A 20627-nucleotide genomic window follows, 5' to 3' on the forward strand; every position below is an offset into this window, starting at 1 on the left:
CGCTACACCTCGGCTAAGGCCCGCAAGAACTACGCCGCGACCAGCCCGATCACCCGCGCATCCGGCAAGAAGAGAACCGTCACTGCCCGGTTCGTACACAACGACCGGCTCATCGACGCCCTCATGACCCAGGCCTTCACCTCGCTGCGCGCCTCACCCGGAGCCCGCGCCTACTACGACCAGCACCGCGCCCGCGGCGCCAGCTACCGCGCCGCGCTACGCCAACTCGCCAACCGACTCGTCGGCATCCTCCACGGCTGCCTCAAAACCGGCACCCTCTACGACGAGACGACCGCCTGGTCCCACCACCTCAACCCAGCCACTGCTTGACACTCCAGCACATGGGATGTCTTTGCTCTGCACCCACATACGCAACAGTTCACGCAACGCAACCGATCGCTTCCCTCCGCCATTTGCCCGCCTCGCAGATTCGCTGGTCAAGCGAGTGGTGCGTCCGTGGGTGCAGAGCAAAGGGGGTGTGGGGAGGCGGGCAAGGCAGAAGGAACATGACGCAGAGTCAGATCGACAGGGTCATCACGCAGAGTAAGCAAACTCGAACGGCTCGGATCGGCGGCCAGCACCAGAAGGGAGGACCAGCAGGCGGGCGGGGCCAGACTGGGCGGGGCGGGCCAGACGGGGCGAGGCGGGCGGGGCCGGGGCGGGCTGGGCCGGGGCGGGGGCGGAAGGGGCCGGGGCGGGGGCGGAAGGGGGCGGGAGGCCGGTCAGTTGTCCGCGCCGCCGAGGCCGGCGAGGACCTCTTCCAGTTCGTCCGGCTTGACCAGCACGTCGCGGGCCTTGGAGCCCTCGGACGGGCCGACCACGCCCCGGGTCTCCATCAGGTCCATCAGCCGGCCGGCCTTGGCGAAGCCGACCCGCAGCTTGCGCTGGAGCATCGACGTCGAGCCGAACTGTGAGGTGACCACCAGCTCGACCGCCTGCACCAGCAGGCCCAGGTCGTCGCCGATCTCCTCGTCGATCTTCTTCTTGTTGTCCTGCGCCGGGGCCAGCACGTCGGGGCGGAACTCCGGCTCCCGCTGGTCCTTGCAGAACTTCACCACGTCGGCGATCTCGCGCTCGGTGACCCAGGCGCCCTGGATCCGGATCGGCTTCGACGCGCCCATCGGCAGGAAGAGGCCGTCGCCACGCCCCAGCAGCTTCTCCGCGCCCGGCTGGTCGAGGATGACCCGCGAGTCGGCCAACGACGAGGTGGCGAACGCCAGGCGGGACGGCACGTTGGCCTTGATCAGGCCGGTGACCACGTCCACGCTCGGCCGTTGGGTGGCCAGCACCAGGTGGATGCCGGCGGCTCGGGCGAGCTGCGTGATCCGGACGACGGAATCCTCCACGTCGCGCGGCGCGACCATCATCAGGTCGGCCAGTTCGTCCACGATCACCAGCAGGTACGGGTACGGCCGCATCTCCCGCTCGCTGCCCGGTGGGGCCTTGATCTCCCCGGTGCGCACCTTGCGGTTGAAGTCGTCGATGTGCCGGACCCCGTTCGCGGCGAGGTCGTCGTAGCGCATGTCCATCTCGCGGACGACCCAGTCCAGCGAGTCGGCCGCCTTCTTCGCGTTGGTCACGATCGGGGTGACCAGGTGCGGAATGCCCTCGTAGCCGGTCATCTCGACCCGCTTCGGGTCGATCAGCAGCAGCCGCACCTCGTCCGGGGTGGCCCGGGTGAGGATGGAGACCAGCAGAGTATTGAGACAACTCGACTTACCGGCTCCCGTGGCCCCGGCGATCAGAATGTGGGGCATCTTCGCGAGGTTGGCCACCACGAAGCCGCCCTCGATGTCCTTGCCGAGCGCCACCACCATCGGGTGGTGGTCGCTGGTGGCGGCACGGGAGCGCAGCACGTCGCCGAGCGCCACGTTCTCCGGGTCGGTGTTCGGGATCTCCACGCCGACCGCGCTCTTGCCCGGGATCGGGCTGAGGATGCGCACGTCCGGGGACTTCACCGCGTACGCGATGTTGCGGGAGAGCTGGGTGATCCGCTCGACCTTCACGCCAGGGCCCAGCTCCACCTCGTACCGGGTGACCGTCGGGCCCCGGGTGAAGCCGGTAACCTCGGCGTCCACGCCGAACTGGTCGAACACGCCGGTGAGCGCGGCGATCACCTCGTCGTTGGCCTTGCTGCGGGTCTTCGGCGCTGCGCCGCCGCCGAGCAGGTTGGCCGGCGGCAGCGTGTAGTCGCCGGACAGGCCGGTGAGCGCGAGCTGCTCCGCCCGGGTGGGCGCGGGCGAGTGCTCCGGCGGCTCGACCGGCTTGCGGGTGGCGGGCACCTTCGCCGGGGGCTTGCGGGGCAGCACCACGGTCTCCTGGAGATCGGCGCCCTCGTACGCCTCCTCGTCGAAGTCGTCCGGGTCCGGCAGGGGCGGCGCGGCCCGCTTGGCGGGGCGGCGGCGGGCCGGCTTCTTCTCGGCGGGCTCCGCCTCGGCCTCGTCGGCTGCCGACGGCGGGCCGACCACCGCGCCGGCGAGCAGCCCGAGCCGCTCCGGGATCTTGTTGATCGGCGTCGCGGTGACCACCAGCAGGCCGAAGACCAGCAGCAGGAGCAGCAGCGGCACGGCCACCCAGGCGGTCACGGCGGTCTCCAGCACGTCGCCGACGCCCGCGCCGATCAGGCCGCCCGCGTAGTCGCGCTGGACCGAGTCCACCGGGTTCTGTCCGATGTGCAGCATCGCGGCGGTGGCGACCAGCATGGACCCCCAGCCGACCAGGCCCCGCCCCCGGTGCTCCGGGTCGGCGGGCGTGCGCATCAGCCGCCACGCCCCGATCGACAGCAGCACCGGGACGACGATCGAGATGGCCCCGAGGAAGAGCCGCACGGTGTCGGCGAGCCGGGCCCCCACCGGGCCGGCCCCGGAGAACCAGAGCGCCACCGCGCTGAGCAGGGAGAGGCCGAGCAGCAGCAGGCCGGCGCCGTCGCGGCGGTGCTCCGGGTCGAGGTCGCGGGCCGAGGCGGCCTGTCGGCCGGCGGCCCGCACCGCCCAGCCGACGCCGTGCGCGAGCCCCATCCACACCGCGCCGATCGCCCGACCGACGTGGACGGCCGGACCGGGCCGGGCGGCGGTGCGCCGCCGGGGCGCCGCCTTGGTGGTCTTCTTCGCCGGCTGACGGGCACGACTGTTCGTGGTGCCGCGCGGCGACGCGCCGCGTCGCCGGCTCGCCTGAGAGGTACGGCCCGCCATAGAGTCACCGTAACGGCGGGACCCGGTGGATCGCCGCTTTTCCGGGTCGTGTCCGCGCGTCGCAGCACGGGCGACGCCGCCTGTTGTGTTATTCGCCTCAGAAGGGATGCCCGATGGCGTCGCCCGAGATCGAGGACGGCCCGGACGGCCCCCTGGCCGGGCACCCCGGGGCGTTGCGGCCGTTGACCGACGAGCTGATCGCGGCCGTGCTGCGCCACCGGGGGTACGCCGTCGCGGCGGACGCGGAGGGCCGGCTGCTCGGCCGCTGGGAGGACGCTCTCATCTGGTTCCTGCGGATCGGGGCAGCCGGCGAGATCCTCCAGGTCCGCATCATCGCCGCGCCGACCTTCCCCATCGAGTACGTGCCGACCCTGCACGCCTTCTGCAACTCGTGGAACCACGACCGGTACTGGCCCAAGGCGTTCGTGCACGTCGACGACGACGGGCGGGCCCTGGTCTGCGGCGAGGTGATCGCCGACCTGGAGCGCGGGGTCACCCCGCACCAGCTCGACCAGTTGCTCGACTGTGGCATCTCGACCGGCTGCCAGCTCGCCGCCGCAGTCGGGCAGCTCGCGGGCGGGGCGCGGCCGTGACCGGGCAGCCGCGCCGGTGGGCCGACCGGCTGGCCACCGCCGGGGACCTGCCCGACGGGGAGGAACGCGCCGTCGAGCTGGACCGGATCGCCTCGGCCGGCGACGCGGCCGGCGACCTGGCCACCGGGCTGGACGCCCGGTTCGCGCTGATGGACCTGTATCTGCGGCGAGGCGAGCGGTGGCGGCTGTTCGAGCCGGTCCGCCGCTGCCGCGAGCTGCTCGACGCCACGCCCGGGCACGCCATACCCGGGCACGCCACCACCGAGGACGCCGCGTCCGAGCCGGTCGGCGAGCGGGCCGCCGAGCTGCGCCGCTACCAGCGCTTCGCGGTCGAGGCCGCGTTCGGCACGCCCCGGGTCGGGCTGGGCCAGACCCGCTCGGCGCTGGACGACCTGGCCCGTTGCGCGCCGGACGACCCGGACCGACGCACGCGGGACGACCCGGCCCGGCCCGCGCCCGCCGGGGCCGGCGACGCCGCGGTGACCGACCTGGTGGCCGAGCTGCGCTGCCGCCTCGCCGACCACCTCGGCGACGAGCCGGAGGCCCGCCGGTGGTACGACCGCTGGCGCACCGCCCCCGCCGACCCGGCCGCCGGCTGCCCGGGCTGCGCCCCGTCGCGTCGCGCCGACCTGCTCACCGGTTGGGGTGACTGGGCGGCGGCGCTGGCCGAGCTGCGCCCGATCCTCGACGACCCGTCGGCGGCGGACCCGGACGCCCTGTTCGGCCGCCCGGTCGAGGCCACCGTGCTCGACCCGGCCGGGGCCGGCGGGGGCGGCACAGCCGGGGCCGGCGGGGTGCACTGCACCGACCAGCCGGAGCGGGCGCTGGCCGGGGCGTTGCTGCCGCTGCTGCGCGCCGGCGAGCCGGAGCGGGCGGGCCGGGCGCACGTCAGGGCTTACCGGCGGCACCGGCGGGAGCGGACGGCGTTCGGGCACCTCGCCGCGCACCTGCGGTTCTGCGCGCTGGGCGGGCACCTGGACCGGGGGTTGGACATCCTCGCCGAGCAGCTGCCCCGGCTGGATCGCCCCTCCGACGACCTGGCCGCGATGGAGTTCGCCGCCGCCGGGGCGCTCGTGTGTGCCCTGGCCGCCGAGGCGGGTCGGGGCGACCGGCGGATGCCCGGCCCCGCCGGGCGTGCCGGCGACGACATCGACGTGGCCCGGCTCGGCGGGCTGCTCGCCGAGCTGGCGACGGGGCTCGCCGGCAGCTTCGACGCCCGCAACGGCACCGGGCACCAGTCCGGCCGGATCGCCGCCCTGCTGGCCGAGCGACCGGTCGCCGACCCGGTCCCGCTGCCCGCCGACGAGGCCGACAGCGACGGCGACCCCGACGACGGCGGCAGCGACGGCAGCGGCACGAACGGCGGCGGGCCGGCGGGGCGGGAGGCCGGGCGGAAGCTGGCCGGGGACGAGCTGGGGGCGCTGACGGTCGCCCTCGTCACGGCGGCCCTGGACCGGCGCGGCGACGCGTGGACGATGCGCGGTCCGGCGGTGGTCGGGCGGTGGGGGCCGGCGGTGATCGAGTTCCGGCAGGCCGGCGAGCGGGGCGAGATCCTGCACGCCCGGGTGCTGGCCACCCGGCGGCTTCCGGCCGGGCGACGCGCGGAGGCGTACGCGTTCTGCAACGCCTGGAACCACGACCGGCTGCTGCCCAAGGCGTACGCGCACGACGACGGCAGCGGTGAGCTGGTGCTGGCCGGCGACGTGACCACGGACCTGGCTCACGGGGTGGCCCCGGCGCAGCTCGACGTGCTGGTCACCGCAGTCGTCGCCACCGGCGTCGCGTACGCGGAGGCGGTCGCGGCCCTGCCCTGACGGGCCGGCGCCGCCCTGACCGGCCCGGGTGGTGCCGGACCGGTCAGGGCTCAGGGACGAAGCTCAGCGCCGCGCGCGGCGACCGCCCTGGAGGTTGGCGCTGCCGTCGGCGGTGACCAGGGTCAGGCCGTTGACCTGGAGGATCTCGTTGACCGGCTGGAAGAAGGTGACCCCTCCGACGGTGCAGTCGCCCGCCCCGCCCGAGGTGACCCCCTGCGCCTGGTCGCCGGAGATCCACGACCCGCCGGAGTCGCCCGGCTCGGCGCAGACGTTGGTCTGGGTCAGGCCGGTGACCGTGCCCTCGGGGTAGTTGACCGTCGCGTTCTTCGCCTGGATCACGCCGCAGAACGCCCCGGTGGTGGAGCCGGAGCGGCAGATCGACGCGCCGATGGGGGCTTCCCGGGAGCCGTTCACCGGCACCGCGCCGCCGTTGAAGTCGTTCACCACGGGCTGCGGCTGGAAGTCGCCGGTGACGCGCACGACCCCCCAGTCGTCGCGGGGGAAGGACGACGCGGCGAAGACGCCCTGCGGGGAGCCGTCCAACCCGGTGGTGCGGTCGCCGGCCTGGCCACAGTGCCCGGCGGTGACGAAACCGCCGACCACGGCGAAGCCGACCGAGCAGCGGGAGTTGCCGTTGATGAGGTAGGCGTCGCCGCCCTGGAGGTCGGCGAGCAGCCGGGGGGCCCGCGTCGAGCTGGCCACCCGGACCGCCGACGCCGGGAGCCCGCTGGCCGCCGCGAACCGCCGGCCGGCCGCCTCCTGGCCCGCCCGGGCCACCACCACGACCGAGTTGGTGGGCGGGTCGACGTACCAGCCGGTGACGGCGCGGCCGGCCGCGCCGTCGGACCGGTCGAGCCGGGACTTCATCGTGTCCAGCTCTCCCACGCCCCGGGCGACCTGCTTCGGCACCGCGCCCGCCGCGCGCACGGCGGCGGCACCGCCGGGGTCGGCGACCGCGACGGTCAGGGTACGCCCGTCGGTGCCCAGCCAGGCGCCGCCGTAGTCCTCGCCCAGCTCGGACCGGAGCTTCTCGACGGTGCCGGCGGCCCAGCGCTCGGTCTTCAGCCGCTGCGCCGCCTGCTCGTGGGTGAGCCCCAGGTCGCGGCTCATCGCGTCCACGACCTTCTGGTCCGCCCCGGCCGGGGCGGTGGCCCGCCCGGAGTCCCCGGCCGGCGGCGCGGCGCCCTCCCCGGCGAACGACGGCAGGGCCACGGCCGCCGCCGCTCCCGCCGCCGCCACCAGTACGCCGATGGCTGTCATCCGTCTGCGGTCCATCCGCCACGCTCCTCCCGGCCGGCGCGGGTACGCCTGCCGGCACGGAGTACGGGACAAACCGCCGGACGGTTGAACGATCGACCCGGAACAATTTTTCCCGTTCCGGTTGAACCCTGCGGCGTCGGTGCCCGTACCCCAGGCCGGCGGGAGAAGCGCCGACGCCGGCCCACCGCTCGGGGGTGGGCCGGCGTCGGTACGCGCGGCGGGGCGGGGCCGTCAGACCTCGACGACCGTCGGCACGATCATGGGCCGGCGGCGGTACTTGTCGTTGACCCACCGGCCGACGGTGCGCCGGACGATCTGCTGGAGCTGGTGCGGGTCGGTGATGCCGTCCGCGGCCGCCCGGTTCAGCGCCTCGGTGACCAACGGGACGACCGGGTTGAACGCCTCCGGGTCCTCCGAGAAGCCCTTCGCCGAGACGGTGGGGCCGCCCACGACCTTGCCGGTGACCGAGTCGACCACGACGGTGGTGGCGATGAACCCGCCGTCGCCGAGGATCCGCCGCTCGGTGAGCAGCGACTCGCTGACGTCGCCCACGGCGAGGCCGTCGACGTAGACGTACCGGCTCTTGACGTGGCCGACGAGGCTGGCGCGGCCCTCGACCAGGTCGACGACGTCGCCGTCCTCGCAGAGCACCACCCGGTCCGGGGCGACCCCGGACTCGATGCCGAGGCGGGCGTGGGCCCGCAGGTGCCGCCACTCGCCGTGCACCGGCATCAGGTTGCTCGGGCGGGTCACGTTGAGCAGGTAGAGCAGCTCACCGGCGGGGGCGTGGCCGGAGACGTGGACCTTCGCCACGTCCTTGTGCACGACCACCGCGCCGGCCCGGGCCAGCCGGTTGATCACCCGGTAGACGGAGGTCTCGTTGCCGGGCACCAGCGAGGACGCCAGCACCACCGTGTCGCCGGGGGCGATGGTGATGTGCCGGTGGTCGCCGCTGGCCATCCGGCCGAGCGCGCTCATCGGCTCGCCCTGCGAGCCGGTGGACATCAGCACGATCCGCTCGGGCGGCAGCGCCGTGGCCTCCTCGATGCTGATCACCAGGCCGGCGGGGATGTTGAGCAGGCCGAGATCCCGGGCGATGCCCATGTTGCGGACCATCGAGCGGCCGATCAGCGCCACCTTGCGGCCGTGTTCGGCGGCCGAGTCGAAGACCTGCTGCACCCGGTGCACGTGCGAGGCGAACGACGCGACGATGATCCGCCCCTTCGCTTTCGCGAAGATCGAGTCGAGGACCGGCCCGATCTCCCGTTCCGGGGTGACGAAGCCGGGGATCTCCGCGTTCGTCGAGTCCGACAGCAGCAGGTCGATGCCCTCCGCGCCGAGCCGGGCGAAGCCGGCCAGGTCGGTGATCCGGCCGTCCAGGGGGAGTTGGTCCATCTTGAAGTCGCCGGTGTGCAGCACCAGGCCGGCGGGGGTGCGGATGGCCACCGCGAGCGCGTCGGGGATCGAGTGGTTGACGGCGAAGAACTCGCACTCGAACGGGCCGAGCCGCTCCCGGCCGCCCTCCCGCACGGTCAGCGTGTACGGCTGGATGCGCCGCTCGGCCAGCTTCGCCTCGACCAGGGCGAGGGTGAACTGCGAGCCGACCAGCGGAATGTCCGGTTTGTGAGCGAGCAGGTAAGGAACCGCGCCGATGTGGTCCTCGTGTCCGTGGGTGAGCACGATCGCCTGCACGTCGGCGAGCCGGTCCAGGATCGGCCCGAAGTCGGGCAGGATCAGGTCCACGCCCGGCTGCTCGACGTCGGGGAAGAGCACCCCGCAGTCGACGATCAGCAGCTTGCCGTCGTACTCGAAGACGGTCATGTTCCGACCGATGGCACCGAGCCCGCCGAGCGGGATGATCCGCAGGCCGCCTTCCGGCAGCGGCGGGGGCAGCTCACCCTCGTTGTACGCCTCGGTCACGCGTCCACCTCATTCTGCGACGCCGTCACTCGGCGTCCGTCGTGTCGTTCGTTCATCTCAGGGGAGCTCCAGACCCGCCGCCGCGCAGTCCGCGCGCAGCTGGGCGATCTCGTCGGGGGTGGCGTCCACCAGCGGGGGCCGCACCGGGCCGGCCGGCAGGCCCAGGGCCGCCAGGCCCGCCTTGACCAGGATGGTGCCCTGGGTGCGGAAGATGCCGGTGAACAGGGGCAGCAGCCGCCGGTGCAGCGCGAGCGCGGTGCCGGTGTCGCCCGCGTCGTACGCCTCGATCATCCGCTGGGTGAGCGCGCCGGTGAAGTGGGTCGACGTGCCGACCACCCCGACGCAGCCGACCGCCAGCGCGGGCAGGACGAGGGAGTCTTCCCCGCTGTAGAAGGCCAGGTCGGTGCGGCTGGTCACCCAGGAGGTGGCAGCGAGGTCACCCTTGGCGTCCTTGACCGCGACGATGCGGTCGTGCTCGGCGAGCCGGACCAGGGTCTCGGTCTCGATCGGCACTCCGGAGCGGTGCGGGATGTCGTAGAGCATGATCGGCAGCCCGGTGGCGTCCGCGACGGCGGTGAAGTGCCGGACCAGCCCGCTCTGCGGCGGCTTGTTGTAGTACGGGGTCACCACCAGCAGGCCGTGCGCGCCGGCCTTCTCGGCCGACGCGGCCAGCTCGATGGTGTGCCGGGTGTCGTTGGTGCCGACCCCGGCGACCACCCTGGCCCGGTCGCCGATCGCCTCCACCACGGCCCGGATCAGGCGTTCCTTCTCCGCGTCGGTGGTGGTGGGCGACTCGCCGGTGGTGCCGTTGAGCACGAGCGCGTCGTTGCCCTGCTCGTCGACGAGGTGGTTCGCGAGCCGTACGGCGCCGTCGAGGTCCAGGGAACCGTCGGCGGTGAACGGGGTCACCATGGCCGTGAGCACTCGGCCGAACGGGCGGGACGCCGCCCGGTCGGCGGCAACAGGGTGGTCGTGCGTCATGTTCACAACCTAGCGGACGACCACCGGCACGCCGGTGGGGAAGGGTTCAGGACAGCTCCGCGAGCGGGCTGGCCGCCACCTCCGTGCCATCGGGCAGCCTGGAGATGACGAAGTCGGCGAACACGTTCGGGGCGACCCGCTGGATCTGGCGCAGGCATTCCACGGCCAGCTCGCGGATCTCCACGTCGGCGTGCTCGGTGGCCCGCATCGCGACGAAGTGCCGCCAGGCCCGGTAGTTGCCGGTGACCACGATCCGGGTCTCGGTGGCGTTGGGCAGCACCGCGCGGGCCGCCTGCCGGGCCTGCTTGCGGCGCAGCGTCGGGTTGGGCTCGTCGGAGAAGCGCTGTTCCAGGCCCTCCAGCAGCTCCGTGTACGCCCGCACGCTCGCCTCGGAGGCCTCCACGAACCGCTTGTGCAGCTCCGGGTCCTCGGCGATCACCGCCGGCTCGACCATCGCCGCGTCGCGCTCCGGCACGTACCGCTGGGAGAGCTGCGAGTAGGAGAAGTGCCTGTGCCGGATCAGCTCGTGGGTGAACGAGCGGGACACCCCGGTGAAGTAGAAGCTCACCGAGCCGTGCTCCAGCACCGACAGGTGCCCGACCTCGAGGATGTGCGCCAGGTAGCCGGCGTTGGTGGCGGTGGCCGGGTTCGGCTTGGACCAGCTCTGGTAGCAGGCCCGGCCGGCGAACTCGGCGAGCGCCTGGCCACCCTCGGCGTCGGTCGACCACGGCACGTCGTCCGGGGCCTGGAACTGGGTCCACGCGATCAGCTTGACCTGGGGCTGCACCATCTCCGGCATGCCAGGGACTGTAGTTGCCGGGCATGCCGGCGCCCAAGCCGGGCTCGCGGCCTGGCGGCAGGTGTGACATCTCGCGCAGCGCCCGGTGGCCGGGCGATCGCGGCCCTGAGCGCAAGGACCGGCCGCGACCCTGAGCGCAGGGGCTGGGTGAGCGCGGCCCCTAGGGAGCTGCCCGCACGAACGGGGCACGGACGGGCACGGGACAGGCCGCGCCCTGGGCGCACAGCCGGGGCAGCTCCGTAGGGACCGCCACGCCCCACGTCGGGCAGCTCGCCGGGCACCCGGGGCAGTGCGACGGGCAGGCCGGGCGGCCGGTCATCGGACGTGCAGGGCCGTCAGACGTAGAGGGAGGTGAAGGGGGCCCAGGGCAGGTTGCGGGCCACCGAGAAGGCCAGCCACAGGGCCAGGAAGCCGCCGATCGCCTTGGAGCTGACCCGGGGCTCCGGCAGCCGCCAGCCGAACGCCTGCCGGCCCGCCCAGGCGACGAAGAGGTAGGCCAGGAAGGGCAGCGCGAAGACGAAGAGGAAGTGGTGCCTGGCGGCGGCCGGCAGGTCGCCGTGCAGCACGAACCACAGCGCGCGGGTGCCGCCGCAGCCTGGACAGTCCAGCCCCGTGGTGAGCTTCAGCAGACAGGTGGGGGCGGCGTCGGGCTCGGCCCGGGTCGGGTCGCTGAGCAGCGCGTATGCCATGCCGACGCCGACGCAGCCGAGCGCGGCCAGGGGCGCCGCCCAGCGCGGCGACCGGGCGTGCACCCGCAGCACGAAGCGGGTCAACCGGTCGGGTTCCGCCACCGGGTACGCCCCCGGCGGCCACTCCCCCGGCGCGAACGCGGGCGCGGGCACCTGCGCGTCAGGGTGCGGATGCGGGTGTGGGGCCGCCGGGCCGTCGACGCTCGTCACGCCGCTCACGGTACACCGGCCACGCTCCTCAACGCGGCGGCCAGCGCAACGGCGAGGTCGCCGGCGGCGGGCGGGGCGACCGCGCTCAGCCCGAGCCAGCCGGCCAGCCGGTGCAGCTCGACGGCCAGGGCCACCGCCGTCTCCCCCGGGTCGGCCCCGGGCTCGACCCAGGCGGCCGGCACCAGCAGCACGCCGGCCTTCCGGTCGGCCTTCAGGTCGACCCGGGCGGTGAACCGCTCGCCCTGGAGAAACGGCAGCACGTAGTAGCCGTGCACCCGCTGCGGGGCCGGGACGTAGATCTCGATGCGGTAGCTGAAGTCGAACAGCCGTTCGGTGCGGCCCCGCTCCCACACCAGCGGGTCGAACGGGCTGACCAGGGTGTTGCCCCGCACCCAGCGGGGCAGCTTGGCGGCGGCGTGCAGGTAGGCGGGGTGCCGCCAGCCCTCGACCGTGACCGGGGTCAGCTCGCCCGCCTCGACCAGCTCGGCGACCGCCCGCCGGGCCCCGGCCACCGGCAGCCGGAAGTAGTCGCGCAGCTCCGGCTCGGCGGCGACGCCCAGCGACCGGGCGGCGATCGCGACGAGGGCGCGGTGCGCCTCGGCGTCGGTCGGGGTGGGCGCGGCCAGCGCGGCGGCCGGCAGCACCCGCTCGGGCAGGTCGTAGCGGCGGGCGAACGACGGGGTGCGGTCGGCGGCGGTGACCTCGCCGGCCCAGAACAGGAACTCCAGCGCCCGCTTCACAGTCGACCAGTTCCAGCCCCAGTTGCCGGTCTCCCGGGGCGCGTCGTGCTCGATCTCGGCCGCGGTGAGCGGGCCCCGGGCGGCCACCTCGTCGCGCACCCACGCCACCAGCTCGGGCTGCTCCTGCGCGATGCGGCGCATCCAACCCCACGCATCGTCGCGCGCCTTGGCCATCCGCCAGCGCAGCGCCGGGTGCAGCCCGACGGGGACCAGCGACGCCTCGTGGCCCCAGTATTCGAACAGCTCGCGGGGGCGGCGGTAGGCGGCGCCGTCGAGCAGGCTCGTCGGGTAGGGCCCGAGCCGGCTGTAGAGCGGCAGGTAGTGCGCACGTTGCAGCACGTTGACCGAGTCCATCTGGATCAGCCCGACCCGGTCGAGCACCCGGCGCAGGTGCCGGCGGGTGGGCACGCCGGCGGGCGGCGGGTCGGCGAAGCCCTGGGCGGCCAGGGCAACCCGGCGGGCCTGGACGAGGGAGAGCGATTCCGGTGCGGCCATCGTCGGCACCCTAATCCAGGGGTACGACACCGGTGCGGCTGGCTGGACGTCGGCACCCACCGGGGCATACAACGGACGCATGCTGATCATCCGCCCCGAGGAGCCGGACGACGCCGAGGCGGTGGCCCGGGTGCACGTGCACGGCTGGCAGGACGGCTACGCCGGGATCATGCCGGCCGAGGTGCTGACCCGGCTCAACGTGACGGCCTGGGCGCAGCGCCGCCGGGACCTGGGCACGGCCGACCCGGAGCACCCGTTCACCACCCTGCTCGCCCAGCGCGACGGCACGGTGGTCGGGTTCACCACGTTCGGCCCGTACCGCAACCGGCAGGACCGGGCCGACATCGACCACACCCTCGGCGAGGTCATCGCCATGTACGTCGAGAAGGCGCACTGGGGAGACGGGACGAGCGGGCGGCTGCTGGCGGCGGCGAAGCAACGGCTGGCCGGGCGGGGCTGGACCGCGTACCGGCTGTGGGTGTTGCGGGACAACCGGCGGGCCCGGCGCTTCTACGAGCGGGCCGGGCTGGCGCCGGACGGCGAGCAGACCATCTACCCGGTGCCGCTGGCCGGCGGGGCGCCCCCGCTCGGGCTGGTCGAGCTGCGGTACGCGGGGCTCCTCGACGGCTGACCCGCCGGGCGGCGCACGGGCAGGAACAGCAGCAGGGCCAGGCTGATCCAGACGTAGGTGTTGCTGCCGAGGAAGCCGTCGACGCCGGTGAAGTCCTTCTCCCAGGCCCAGACGATCCGGCTGCACAGCAGGGCGTACCCGATGATCGCGGCGGCCAGCAGGACGCGGCGCCGGCGGCTGCGCGCGGGCGCCGCCGTGCCGTTGTCGACCAGCAGGATCAGCCCCGGCAGCAGCCAGACCAGGTGGTGCACCCAGGTCACGGGGCTGACCAGGCACATCAGCGCGCCGGTCAGGGCCAGGCCGGCGGCCTCGTCGCCGGCCCTGGCGGCGGCCCGGGACCGCCACGCCCAGCCGGCGAGGGTGCCGAGCACCAGCGCCAGCCAGGCCGGGGTGCTGGGGTGTTCGGGGCTGAGCCGGGCGACCACGCCCTGCAACGACTGGTTCGACACGAACGCCAGCTCGCCGACGCGGCCGGTGTTCCACAGCGCGGAGGTCCAGAACTCCCGCGACGCGTCGGGGAAGAGCGCGGCGGCGACGAGGGTCGCCCCGGCGGCCGTGCCGACTGCGGTCAGGGCGGCCCGCCACCGGCCGGTGACCAGCAGGTAGACGAGGAAGATGCCCGGGGTCAGCTTGATCGCGGTGGCCAGGCCGATGCCCACTCCCGCCCAGCGGTTGCCCGCCGGCAGCAGCCGTAGCAGGTCCACCGCGACGAGGAACAGCAGCAGCATGTTGACCTGGCCGAAGTTGACCGTCTCGCGCATCGGCTCGAACGCGGCGGCCAGGCAGAGCGCCACGGCGAGGGCGAACCAGCCCGTCCAGCCGCAGCGGCGGGCGATCGGGGCTGCCAGCCACCAGATCACCACGGCGCTGGCCACCACCGAGGCGGTGACGCTCACCACGATCGCGGCTGGCCACGGCAGGAGGGCCATCGGGAGCATGACCAGGGCGGCGAACGGCGGGTAGGTGAAGCCGTACTGGGTGCCGGGCTTGAGGAAGTCGTAGATCTCCCCGCCGTCGTGCACCCAGAAGTGGAGCGCGCCGTAGTAGACCTTCAGGTCGAAGAAGCCGTGCCGCACGGCCGCCACCGACAGGAACGCGGTCACCGCGACGGCGAGCCCGACCACTGCGGCGACCTGCCCGATCGTCCGTTTGGCACCCTGCGCCACCGTGGCCTCCCTCGCCCTGCGTAGGCTTCCGTCCCATGGCTCTCGGGTACGTCCGCCCGGCGCGTCCGGAAGACGCCGGCGAGATCGCACGAATCCAGCTCGCGACCTGGCGGGTCGCCTATCGCCGGATCCTGCCCCGGCACGTGCTCGACAACCTGGACGAGGAGTATCTCGCCCGGCGGTGGAGCGCGGCGGTGCAGGAGCCGCCCTCGGGCGCGCACCGGGTGCTCGTCGCCGTCGAACAGGCCGAACAATCGTATCTGGTGGGATTTGCCGCGTCGGGGCCGGCCGACGCCGAGTCCCTCGCCCCGAACGAGCCGGCCGAGGCGCTCGGGCCGGGCGTGGTGGCGGTGACGGACCTGCTGGTCGAGCCGCGCTGGGGCCGGCGCGGGCACGGCAGCCGGCTGCTCGCCGCGAGCGTGGACCTGTGGCGTTCCGACGGCTTCGGCCGCGCGCTGGCATGGGCGTTCGACGCCGACGCGGCGACCCGCAAGTTCCTCACCGGCGCGGGCTGGGAGCCCGACGGGGCGGCCCGCGCCCTCGACGTGGACGACATGCTGGTCGACCAGCTCCGGCTGCACGTGGCGGTGCCCGCCGAGAGCGCGGCGGAGGGCGACGCCGCCGACTGACCCCGCGAGCCGCCCCGGCGAGGCGCGGCCCGTCAGTCGAGCAGCGGGTCCAGGCCGATGGTCAGGCCCGGACGGGTCAGCACCGCGCGCACCGCCAGCAGCACGCCCGGCATGAACGACGCCCGATCGTACGAGTCGTGCCGGATGGTCAGCGTCTCGCCGAGGGTGCCGAACAGCACCTCCTGGTGGGCGACCAGACCGGTGGCGCGGACGGCGTGCACGCGTACCCCGTCGATGTCGGCCCCCCGCGCGCCCGACACCTCGTCCTTCGTGGCGTCCGGGGCCGGGCCCAGGCCGGCCTCGGCGCGCGCCTGCGCGATCCGGCGGGCGGTGTGGGTGGCGGTGCCGCTGGGGGCGTCCAGCTTGCGCGGGTGGTGCTGCTCGATGATCTCGACGGACTCGAAGTGGCGGGCCGCCCGCGCCGCGAACTGCATCATCAGCACCGCGCCGATGCCGAAGTTCGGGGCGATCACCACGCCGACCTCCGGCCGGTCGGCCAGCCAGCCGCGCACCTGGTCGAGCCGCTGCCCGGTGAAGCCGGTGGTGCCGACCACGGCGTGGATGCCCTGCTCGACGCACCAGCGCAGGTTGTCCATCACGACGTCGGGGGTGGTGAAGTCGACGACCACCTCGGCCCCGGCGGCGGCGGAGCGGGCATCCCCCTGGTCGATCGCCGCCACCAGCTCCAGGTCCGGGGCCGCGTCGACGGCCCCGCACACCTCGACGCCCATCCGGCCCCGGGCACCCAGCACGCCGACCCGGATCGGCCCCTGCCGGCCCTTCCCCTGCTCGTCAGTCACGGCCACAACCTATCCCAGCCGGAACGGCCGCGCCGGGCCGGTCGCCGGCCGTCCCACGGGCAGCCACCCACGCCGCCGCCATACTGGCCGACGGTCAGAGGTCGGGCGGTCGGGCGGTCGGGCGGTCGGAGGCCGGGCGGTCAGGCGGAGAAGTCGCGCTCGCCGAACGGGCCGACGACGGCCAGGGACATCGGCTGGGCCAGCAGCTCGGCGGCGAGGGTGTTGACGTCGGCCACGGTCACCGCGTCGACGCGGGCCAGCAGCTCGTCCACCGGCATCAGGTCGCCGTAGAGCAGCTCGCCCTTGGCCAGCCGGCTCATCCGGGAACCGGTGTCCTCCAGGCCCAGCACGAACGAGCCCTTGCTCATCCCCTTGCCCCGGGCCACCTCAGCCTCGGTCAGCCCGTCGGCGGCCACCCGGCGCAGCTCCGCGCGGGTCAGCTCCAGCACCTCGTCGACCTTGCCCGGGGCGCAGCCGGCGTACACGGCGAACACGCCGCTGTCGGCGTACTGGCTGGCGTAGGAGTAGACCGAGTAGGCCAGGCCGCGCCGCTCCCGGATCTCCTGGAACAGGCGGCTGGACATGCCGCCGCCGAGGACGTTGTTGAGCACCCCGAGGGCGAAACGTCGCCCGTCGACGCGATCGATGCCGGGGCAGCCGAGGATGACGTGCGCCTGCTCGGTCTCCTTCGGCTCCACCAGGGTGGCCGCGGGCTGCACGCGTACCGCCGGGGTGGCCGCCCGGTGTGGGGCGGGCTCGGCCGGGTCGGTGTCCAGCGGCGTGCCGGCGAGCGCCTCGCGGACCAGCCTGACCACGGCGGCGTGGTCGAGGTTGCCGGCGGCGGCGACCACGATCTGCGGCGCCGTGTAGTGGCGGCGGTAGAAGCCCTGGATCTGCCGGCGGGTCATCGGGGTGACCGTCTCCTCCGTGCCGGAGATCAGCCGGCCGAGGGGGTGGTCGCCGTAGACGGCGCGGGCGAACAGGTCGTGCACCTCGTCGCCGGGCTCGTCGTCGTGCATGGCGATCTCTTCGAGGATGACGCCGCGCTCGGTCTCCACGTCGGCCGGCTCCAGCAGCGAGTCGGCGACCGCGTCGCACATGACGTCGATGGCCAGCGGCAGGTCCTCGTCCAGCACGCGGGCGTAGTAGCAGGTGTATTCCTTCGTGGTGAAGGCGTTCGTCTCGCCGCCCACCGCCTCGATCTCGGCGGAGATCTCCAGGGCGGTGCGCTTGTGGGTGCCCTTGAAGAGCAGGTGCTCCAGGAAGTGCGCGGCCCCGGCCTGCGGGCCGGTCTCGTCGCGGGATCCGACGGACACCCAGATGCCGAACGACACGCTGCGCATCGCGGGGATCGCCTCGGTGAGCACGCGCAGCCCGCTGGGCAGCACGGTACGGCGTACCGTCCCGCCCAGCGGGTCGTCACTCAGCGTGCGGGTGACTGCCCGACCCGACCCGCCGGTCCGCCCGGGCTGCCCCCCGGCGGCCTGCCGGACGGCCCCCGCCGGGGCCACCCCCCGTCGACCCGCGGGGAAAGACGCGCGCTGGGCCCGGCTCACGGAAACCTGCTCTCAGTTCGACGAGGGGTGGGTGGTGCGGTGCCGCCGGCCGCCCGGGTGCGGGCGGCCGGCGGTGGTGGGAACGTCAGCTGTGCCGGGTCCGGCGGCGCGGACGCTCGCCGCCCTCGCCGCCCTCGCCGCCGCCCTGGCCGCGCTCGCCGCCGCCCGGGCCACGACCGCCCCGGTCGCCGCGCTCGCGGTCCCCACGGTCGCGCGGGCCCCGGTCGCCGCCCCGGCCGGCCGGACGCTCGTCGCCGGCGACATCGCCGGTGGCGGCCGGCGCCTCGGCGCCCTCCGGGCGGACCTTGTCCAGGTAGATCTTGCCGCGGGCGTCGATGTCCGCGATCTCCACCTCGACCTTGTCGCCGACGTTGAGGAAGTCCTCGACCTTGTCGACCCGCTTGCCGTCGCCCACCTTGGAGATGTGCAGCAGGCCGTCCCGGCCCGGCAGCAGCGAGATGAACGCGCCGAACGCGGCGGTCTTGACCACCGTGCCCAGGAACCGCTCCCCCGCCTTCGGCAGGGTCGGGTTGGCGATCCCGTTGATCCGGTCGACGGCGGCCTGGGCCGACGGGCCGTTGGTCGCGCCGACGTAGATGGTGCCGTCGTCCTCGATGGAGATCTCGGCGCCGGTCTCGTCCTGGATGGCGTTGATCGTCTGCCCCTTCGGGCCGATCACCATGCCGATCTTGTCGACCGGGATCTTCACGGTGGTGACCCGCGGCGCGTACTCCGACATCTCGGCCGGCGACTCGATGGCCCGCTGCATCACCTCGAGGATGGTCTGCCGGGCCTCGTACGCCTGCTGGAGCGCGGCGGCCAGCACGTCCGACGGGATGCCGTCGAGCTTGGTGTCGAGCTGGAGCGCGGTGACGAACTCCGGCGTGCCGGCGACCTTGAAGTCCATGTCGCCGAACGCGTCCTCGGCGCCGAGGATGTCGGTCAGCGTCACGTACCGCGTCTTGCCCTCGACCTCGTCGGAGATGAGGCCCATGGCGATGCCGGCCACCGGCGCCTTCAGCGGCACACCGGCCGAGAGCAGGCCCAGCGTCGAGGCGCAGACCGAGCCCATCGAGGTGGAGCCGTTGGAGCCGAGCGCCTCCGAGACCTGCCGGATGGCGTACGGGAACTCCTCGCGCGAGGGCAGCACCGGAATCAGCGCCCGCTCGGCGAGCGCGCCGTGGCCGATCTCACGCCGCTTCGGCGAGCCGACCCGGCCGGTCTCACCCGTCGAGTACGGCGGGAAGTTGTAGTTGTGCATGTAGCGCTTGCGGTTCTCCGGCGAGAGGGTGTCCACCATCTGCTCCATGCGCAGCATGTTCAGGGTGGTCACGCCCAGGATCTGGGTCTCGCCCCGCTCGAACAGCGCCGAGCCGTGCACCCGGGGCAGCACGCCCACCTCGGCGGTCAGCGGACGGATGTCGCGCGGGCCCCGGCCGTCGATCCGGACCTGCTCGCGCAGCACCCGGTTGCGGACCTCGGACTTGGTCAGCGACCGGAATGCGGCGGACAGCTCCTTCTCCCGGCCCTCGAAGCGGCCGCCCAGCTCCTCGGCGACCTTGGCCTTGATCCGGTCCAGGGCCTCCTCGCGGTCGGCCTTTCCGGCGATCTTGAGGGCCTCGGCGACCTCGGCGCGGGCCACGTCGGCCACCGCGTCGTAGGCGTCGGGCTGGTAGTCGAGGAAGACCGGGAACTCGGCGACCGGCTTGGCGGCCACCTCGGCCAGCTCGCTCTGCGCGCGGCACAGCTCGCGGATGGCCGGCTTGGCGGCCTCCAGGCCGCTGGCGACGATCTCCTCGGTCGGGGCGGTGGCGCCGCCCGCGATCAGGGTCACGGCGTTCGGGGTCGCCTCGGCCTCGACCATCATGATCGCGACGTCGCCGTCGGCGAGGGTACGGCCGGCCACGACCATGTCGAAGGTGGCTCGGGCCAGCTCCTCCAGGGTCGGGAAGGCCACCCACTGGCCGTCGACGTGCGCGACCCGGGTCGCCCCGATCGGGCCGGAGAACGGCAGGCCGGAGAGCTTGGTCGACATCGACGCGGCGTTGATCGCCACCACGTCGTACGGGTGCTGCGGGTCGAGCGCGAGGATCGTCTCGACGACCTGGACCTCGTTGCGCAGGCCCTTGACGAACGACGGGCGCAGCGGCCGGTCGATCAGCCGGCAGGTGAGGATCGCGTCCTCGCTGGGGCGGCCCTCGCGGCGGAAGAACGAGCCGGGGATCCGGCCCGCGGCGTACATCCGCTCCTCGACGTCGACGGTCAGCGGGAAGAAGTCGAACTGCTCCTTCGGCTGCTTGCCGGCGGTGGTGGCGGACAGGACGACCGTCTCGCCGAGCTGGGCGACGACGGAGCCGGCGGCCTGGCGGGCCAGCCGGCCGGTGGAGAAGGTGATCTCGCGGGTGCCGAAGGACCCGTTGTCGATCACGGCGGTGCGGGACTCGGTGCCGAGGTTGTGCTCGGTCATGGTGCGGTGGTGCTCCTTCGCATCGGGGGGTCCGCGACGCGGGGAGCTGCTCAGACGGCCGGTCTTCGATCGAAGCGCCCGGGGTGCCGGCGACTGCCGGGGCTCCCGGGGGCCACTACCGGAGACCGGTACGCTGACCGGCTCCCTGTCGGGTGGTCGCGCGGCCCCTGCTGTTCCTTCGTGCCCTCAAACCCTGAGGGCCTGCTCCTGCGGGCCCTGGAGGCTGTTCCTCCAGTCCCTCCTGACGGCCTGCTCCGTCAGATCCTGGACGCCGAACGGGCGTTCAGGTGGCAGACGCCGAACGGGGGAGCGACCCGGGTGGGCCGCTCCCCCGTGACGTCATCGGCGCAGGCCGAGCCGCTCGATGAGCGACCGGTAGCGGTTGATGTCCTTCTTCTGGACGTAGTTGAGCAGCCGACGGCGGCGGCCGACCAGCAGCAGCAGCCCACGGCGGCTGTGGTGGTCGTGCTTGTGCACCTTCAGGTGCTCGGTGAGCTCGGCGATCCGCTTGGTGAGGACCGCGACCTGCACCTCCGGCGAACCGGTGTCGCCCTCGGCGGTCGCGTACTCCGTGCGGATCTTGGCCTTGGCTTCCTGGTCGAGCGCCATGTTCTCCCTGTTTCGTGGGTTGTTCGGTGATGTCCGTCGGATCGGTCAGGGGACCGGAAACGGACCGGCTCCTCGCT

16 protein-coding genes and 1 pseudogene are annotated in these 20627 nt (G+C 73.9%); 5 read left to right on the forward strand and 12 right to left on the reverse strand.

The annotated features are described in order from the left end of the window. Nucleotides 1–330, forward strand: a pseudogene (locus ACFT41_RS21330) (IS110 family transposase); the annotation flags it as partial. A 392-nt stretch (nt 331–722) separates the two neighbouring features. Here ACFT41_RS21330 and ACFT41_RS21335 read toward each other — a convergent pair. Next, complete coding sequence (locus tag ACFT41_RS21335) at nt 723–3191, reverse strand: DNA translocase FtsK 4TM domain-containing protein (RefSeq protein WP_377590180.1); 2469 nt, start codon at nt 3189–3191, stop codon at nt 723–725. A 113-nt stretch (nt 3192–3304) separates the two neighbouring features. Here ACFT41_RS21335 and ACFT41_RS21340 point away from each other — a divergent pair, with 113 nt between their 5' ends. Both ACFT41_RS21340 and ACFT41_RS21345 read left to right on the forward strand, forming a co-directional pair. Beyond that, nucleotides 3305–3784: a YbjN domain-containing protein gene (locus ACFT41_RS21340; protein WP_377590178.1), complete on the forward strand. Its 480-nt coding sequence runs from the start codon at nt 3305–3307 to the stop codon at nt 3782–3784. Continuing rightward, nucleotides 3781–5598 carry a YbjN domain-containing protein gene (locus tag ACFT41_RS21345; RefSeq protein WP_377590177.1) on the forward strand — a complete coding sequence of 606 codons (1818 nt, stop codon included), beginning with the start codon at nt 3781–3783 and terminating at the stop codon, nt 5596–5598. The genes ACFT41_RS21340 and ACFT41_RS21345 overlap by 4 nt, the downstream gene beginning before the upstream one ends. 63 nt (nt 5599–5661) lie before the next feature. Here ACFT41_RS21345 and ACFT41_RS21350 read toward each other — a convergent pair whose 3' ends face one another. The 6 genes from ACFT41_RS21350 to ACFT41_RS21375 all read right to left on the reverse strand — a co-directional run bounded on the left by ACFT41_RS21350 (nt 5662) and on the right by ACFT41_RS21375 (nt 12692). Then, entirely contained in the window at nt 5662–6873 is a 1212-nt protein-coding gene (locus tag ACFT41_RS21350; protein ID WP_377590176.1) for a S1 family peptidase, read from the reverse strand. A 216-nt stretch (nt 6874–7089) separates the two neighbouring features. Then, nucleotides 7090–8778 (reverse strand): ribonuclease J, encoded by a 1689-nt coding sequence (locus ACFT41_RS21355; protein WP_377589829.1) that lies wholly within the window; start codon nt 8776–8778, stop codon nt 7090–7092. Between the two features lie 57 nt (nt 8779–8835). After that, the gene (gene dapA / locus ACFT41_RS21360; RefSeq protein WP_377589830.1) at nt 8836–9759 is read right to left on the reverse strand and encodes a 4-hydroxy-tetrahydrodipicolinate synthase; all 924 of its coding nucleotides are present in this window, start codon (nt 9757–9759) and stop codon (nt 8836–8838) included. Between the two features lie 46 nt (nt 9760–9805). Beyond that, a complete protein-coding gene (thyX, locus tag ACFT41_RS21365; protein ID WP_377589838.1) occupies nt 9806–10549 on the reverse strand; it encodes an FAD-dependent thymidylate synthase in 744 nt (247 codons plus the stop codon). Between the two features lie 344 nt (nt 10550–10893). Beyond that, nucleotides 10894–11466, reverse strand: coding sequence for a DUF2752 domain-containing protein (locus ACFT41_RS21370; RefSeq protein WP_377589831.1), 573 nt, complete (start codon nt 11464–11466; stop codon nt 10894–10896). Continuing rightward, nucleotides 11463–12692 (reverse strand): winged helix-turn-helix domain-containing protein, encoded by a 1230-nt coding sequence (locus ACFT41_RS21375; protein WP_377589832.1) that lies wholly within the window; start codon nt 12690–12692, stop codon nt 11463–11465. Before ACFT41_RS21375 ends, ACFT41_RS21370 begins: the two co-directional genes overlap by 4 nt. 79 nt (nt 12693–12771) lie before the next feature. Here ACFT41_RS21375 and ACFT41_RS21380 point away from each other — a divergent pair, with 79 nt between their 5' ends. Continuing rightward, complete coding sequence (locus ACFT41_RS21380) at nt 12772–13323, forward strand: GNAT family N-acetyltransferase (RefSeq protein ID WP_377589833.1); 552 nt, start codon at nt 12772–12774, stop codon at nt 13321–13323. Here ACFT41_RS21380 and ACFT41_RS21385 read toward each other — a convergent pair. Next, the gene (locus ACFT41_RS21385; RefSeq protein ID WP_377589834.1) at nt 13245–14489 is read right to left on the reverse strand and encodes a glycosyltransferase family 87 protein; all 1245 of its coding nucleotides are present in this window, start codon (nt 14487–14489) and stop codon (nt 13245–13247) included. The genes ACFT41_RS21380 and ACFT41_RS21385 overlap by 79 nt on opposite strands. Before the next feature lie 35 nt (nt 14490–14524). Here ACFT41_RS21385 and ACFT41_RS21390 point away from each other — a divergent pair, with 35 nt between their 5' ends. Further along, nucleotides 14525–15118: a GNAT family N-acetyltransferase gene (locus ACFT41_RS21390; RefSeq protein WP_377589835.1), complete on the forward strand. Its 594-nt coding sequence runs from the start codon at nt 14525–14527 to the stop codon at nt 15116–15118. Nucleotides 15119–15150: 32 nt separating this feature from the next. Here the strand turns inward: ACFT41_RS21390 and dapB are convergent, their stop codons facing one another. The 4 genes from dapB to rpsO all read right to left on the reverse strand — a co-directional run bounded on the left by dapB (nt 15151) and on the right by rpsO (nt 20550). Next, nucleotides 15151–15918 (reverse strand): 4-hydroxy-tetrahydrodipicolinate reductase, encoded by a 768-nt coding sequence (gene dapB, locus ACFT41_RS21395; RefSeq protein ID WP_377589836.1) that lies wholly within the window; start codon nt 15916–15918, stop codon nt 15151–15153. Nucleotides 15919–16058: 140 nt separating this feature from the next. Beyond that, nucleotides 16059–17429, reverse strand: a complete 1371-nt coding sequence (locus ACFT41_RS21400) for a M16 family metallopeptidase (RefSeq protein WP_377589837.1) — start codon at nt 17427–17429, stop codon at nt 16059–16061. 130 nt (nt 17430–17559) lie between these two features. Then, nucleotides 17560–19941 (reverse strand): polyribonucleotide nucleotidyltransferase, encoded by a 2382-nt coding sequence (locus ACFT41_RS21405; RefSeq protein WP_377587978.1) that lies wholly within the window; start codon nt 19939–19941, stop codon nt 17560–17562. A 339-nt stretch (nt 19942–20280) separates the two neighbouring features. Continuing rightward, nucleotides 20281–20550 carry a 30S ribosomal protein S15 gene (gene rpsO / locus ACFT41_RS21410; RefSeq protein WP_109804764.1) on the reverse strand — a complete coding sequence of 90 codons (270 nt, stop codon included), beginning with the start codon at nt 20548–20550 and terminating at the stop codon, nt 20281–20283. Nucleotides 20551–20627 lie beyond the last annotated feature (77 nt).

It is taken from the genome of Micromonospora sp. NPDC057141 (assembly GCF_042670805.1).
In the GTDB taxonomy this organism is placed as follows: Bacteria; Actinomycetota; Actinomycetes; order Mycobacteriales; family Micromonosporaceae; genus Micromonospora.

Bases quoted from the DNA above. Each gene is read 5' to 3' on its own strand.
- ACFT41_RS21335 (WP_377590180.1), bottom strand. From the start codon at position 3,191: ATGGCGGGCCGTACCTCTCAGGCGAGCCGGCGACGCGGCGCGTCGCCG.
- ACFT41_RS21340 (WP_377590178.1), top strand. From the start codon at position 3,305: ATGGCGTCGCCCGAGATCGAGGACGGCCCGGACGGCCCCCTGGCCGGG.
- ACFT41_RS21350 (WP_377590176.1), bottom strand. From the start codon at position 6,873: ATGGACCGCAGACGGATGACAGCCATCGGCGTACTGGTGGCGGCGGCG.
- dapA (WP_377589830.1), bottom strand. From the start codon at position 9,759: ATGACGCACGACCACCCTGTTGCCGCCGACCGGGCGGCGTCCCGCCCG.
- thyX (WP_377589838.1), bottom strand. From the start codon at position 10,549: ATGGTGCAGCCCCAGGTCAAGCTGATCGCGTGGACCCAGTTCCAGGCC.
- ACFT41_RS21375 (WP_377589832.1), bottom strand. From the start codon at position 12,692: ATGGCCGCACCGGAATCGCTCTCCCTCGTCCAGGCCCGCCGGGTTGCC.
- ACFT41_RS21380 (WP_377589833.1), top strand. From the start codon at position 12,772: ATGCTGATCATCCGCCCCGAGGAGCCGGACGACGCCGAGGCGGTGGCC.
- ACFT41_RS21390 (WP_377589835.1), top strand. From the start codon at position 14,525: ATGGCTCTCGGGTACGTCCGCCCGGCGCGTCCGGAAGACGCCGGCGAG.
- ACFT41_RS21405 (WP_377587978.1), bottom strand. From the start codon at position 19,941: ATGACCGAGCACAACCTCGGCACCGAGTCCCGCACCGCCGTGATCGAC.
- rpsO (WP_109804764.1), bottom strand. From the start codon at position 20,550: ATGGCGCTCGACCAGGAAGCCAAGGCCAAGATCCGCACGGAGTACGCG.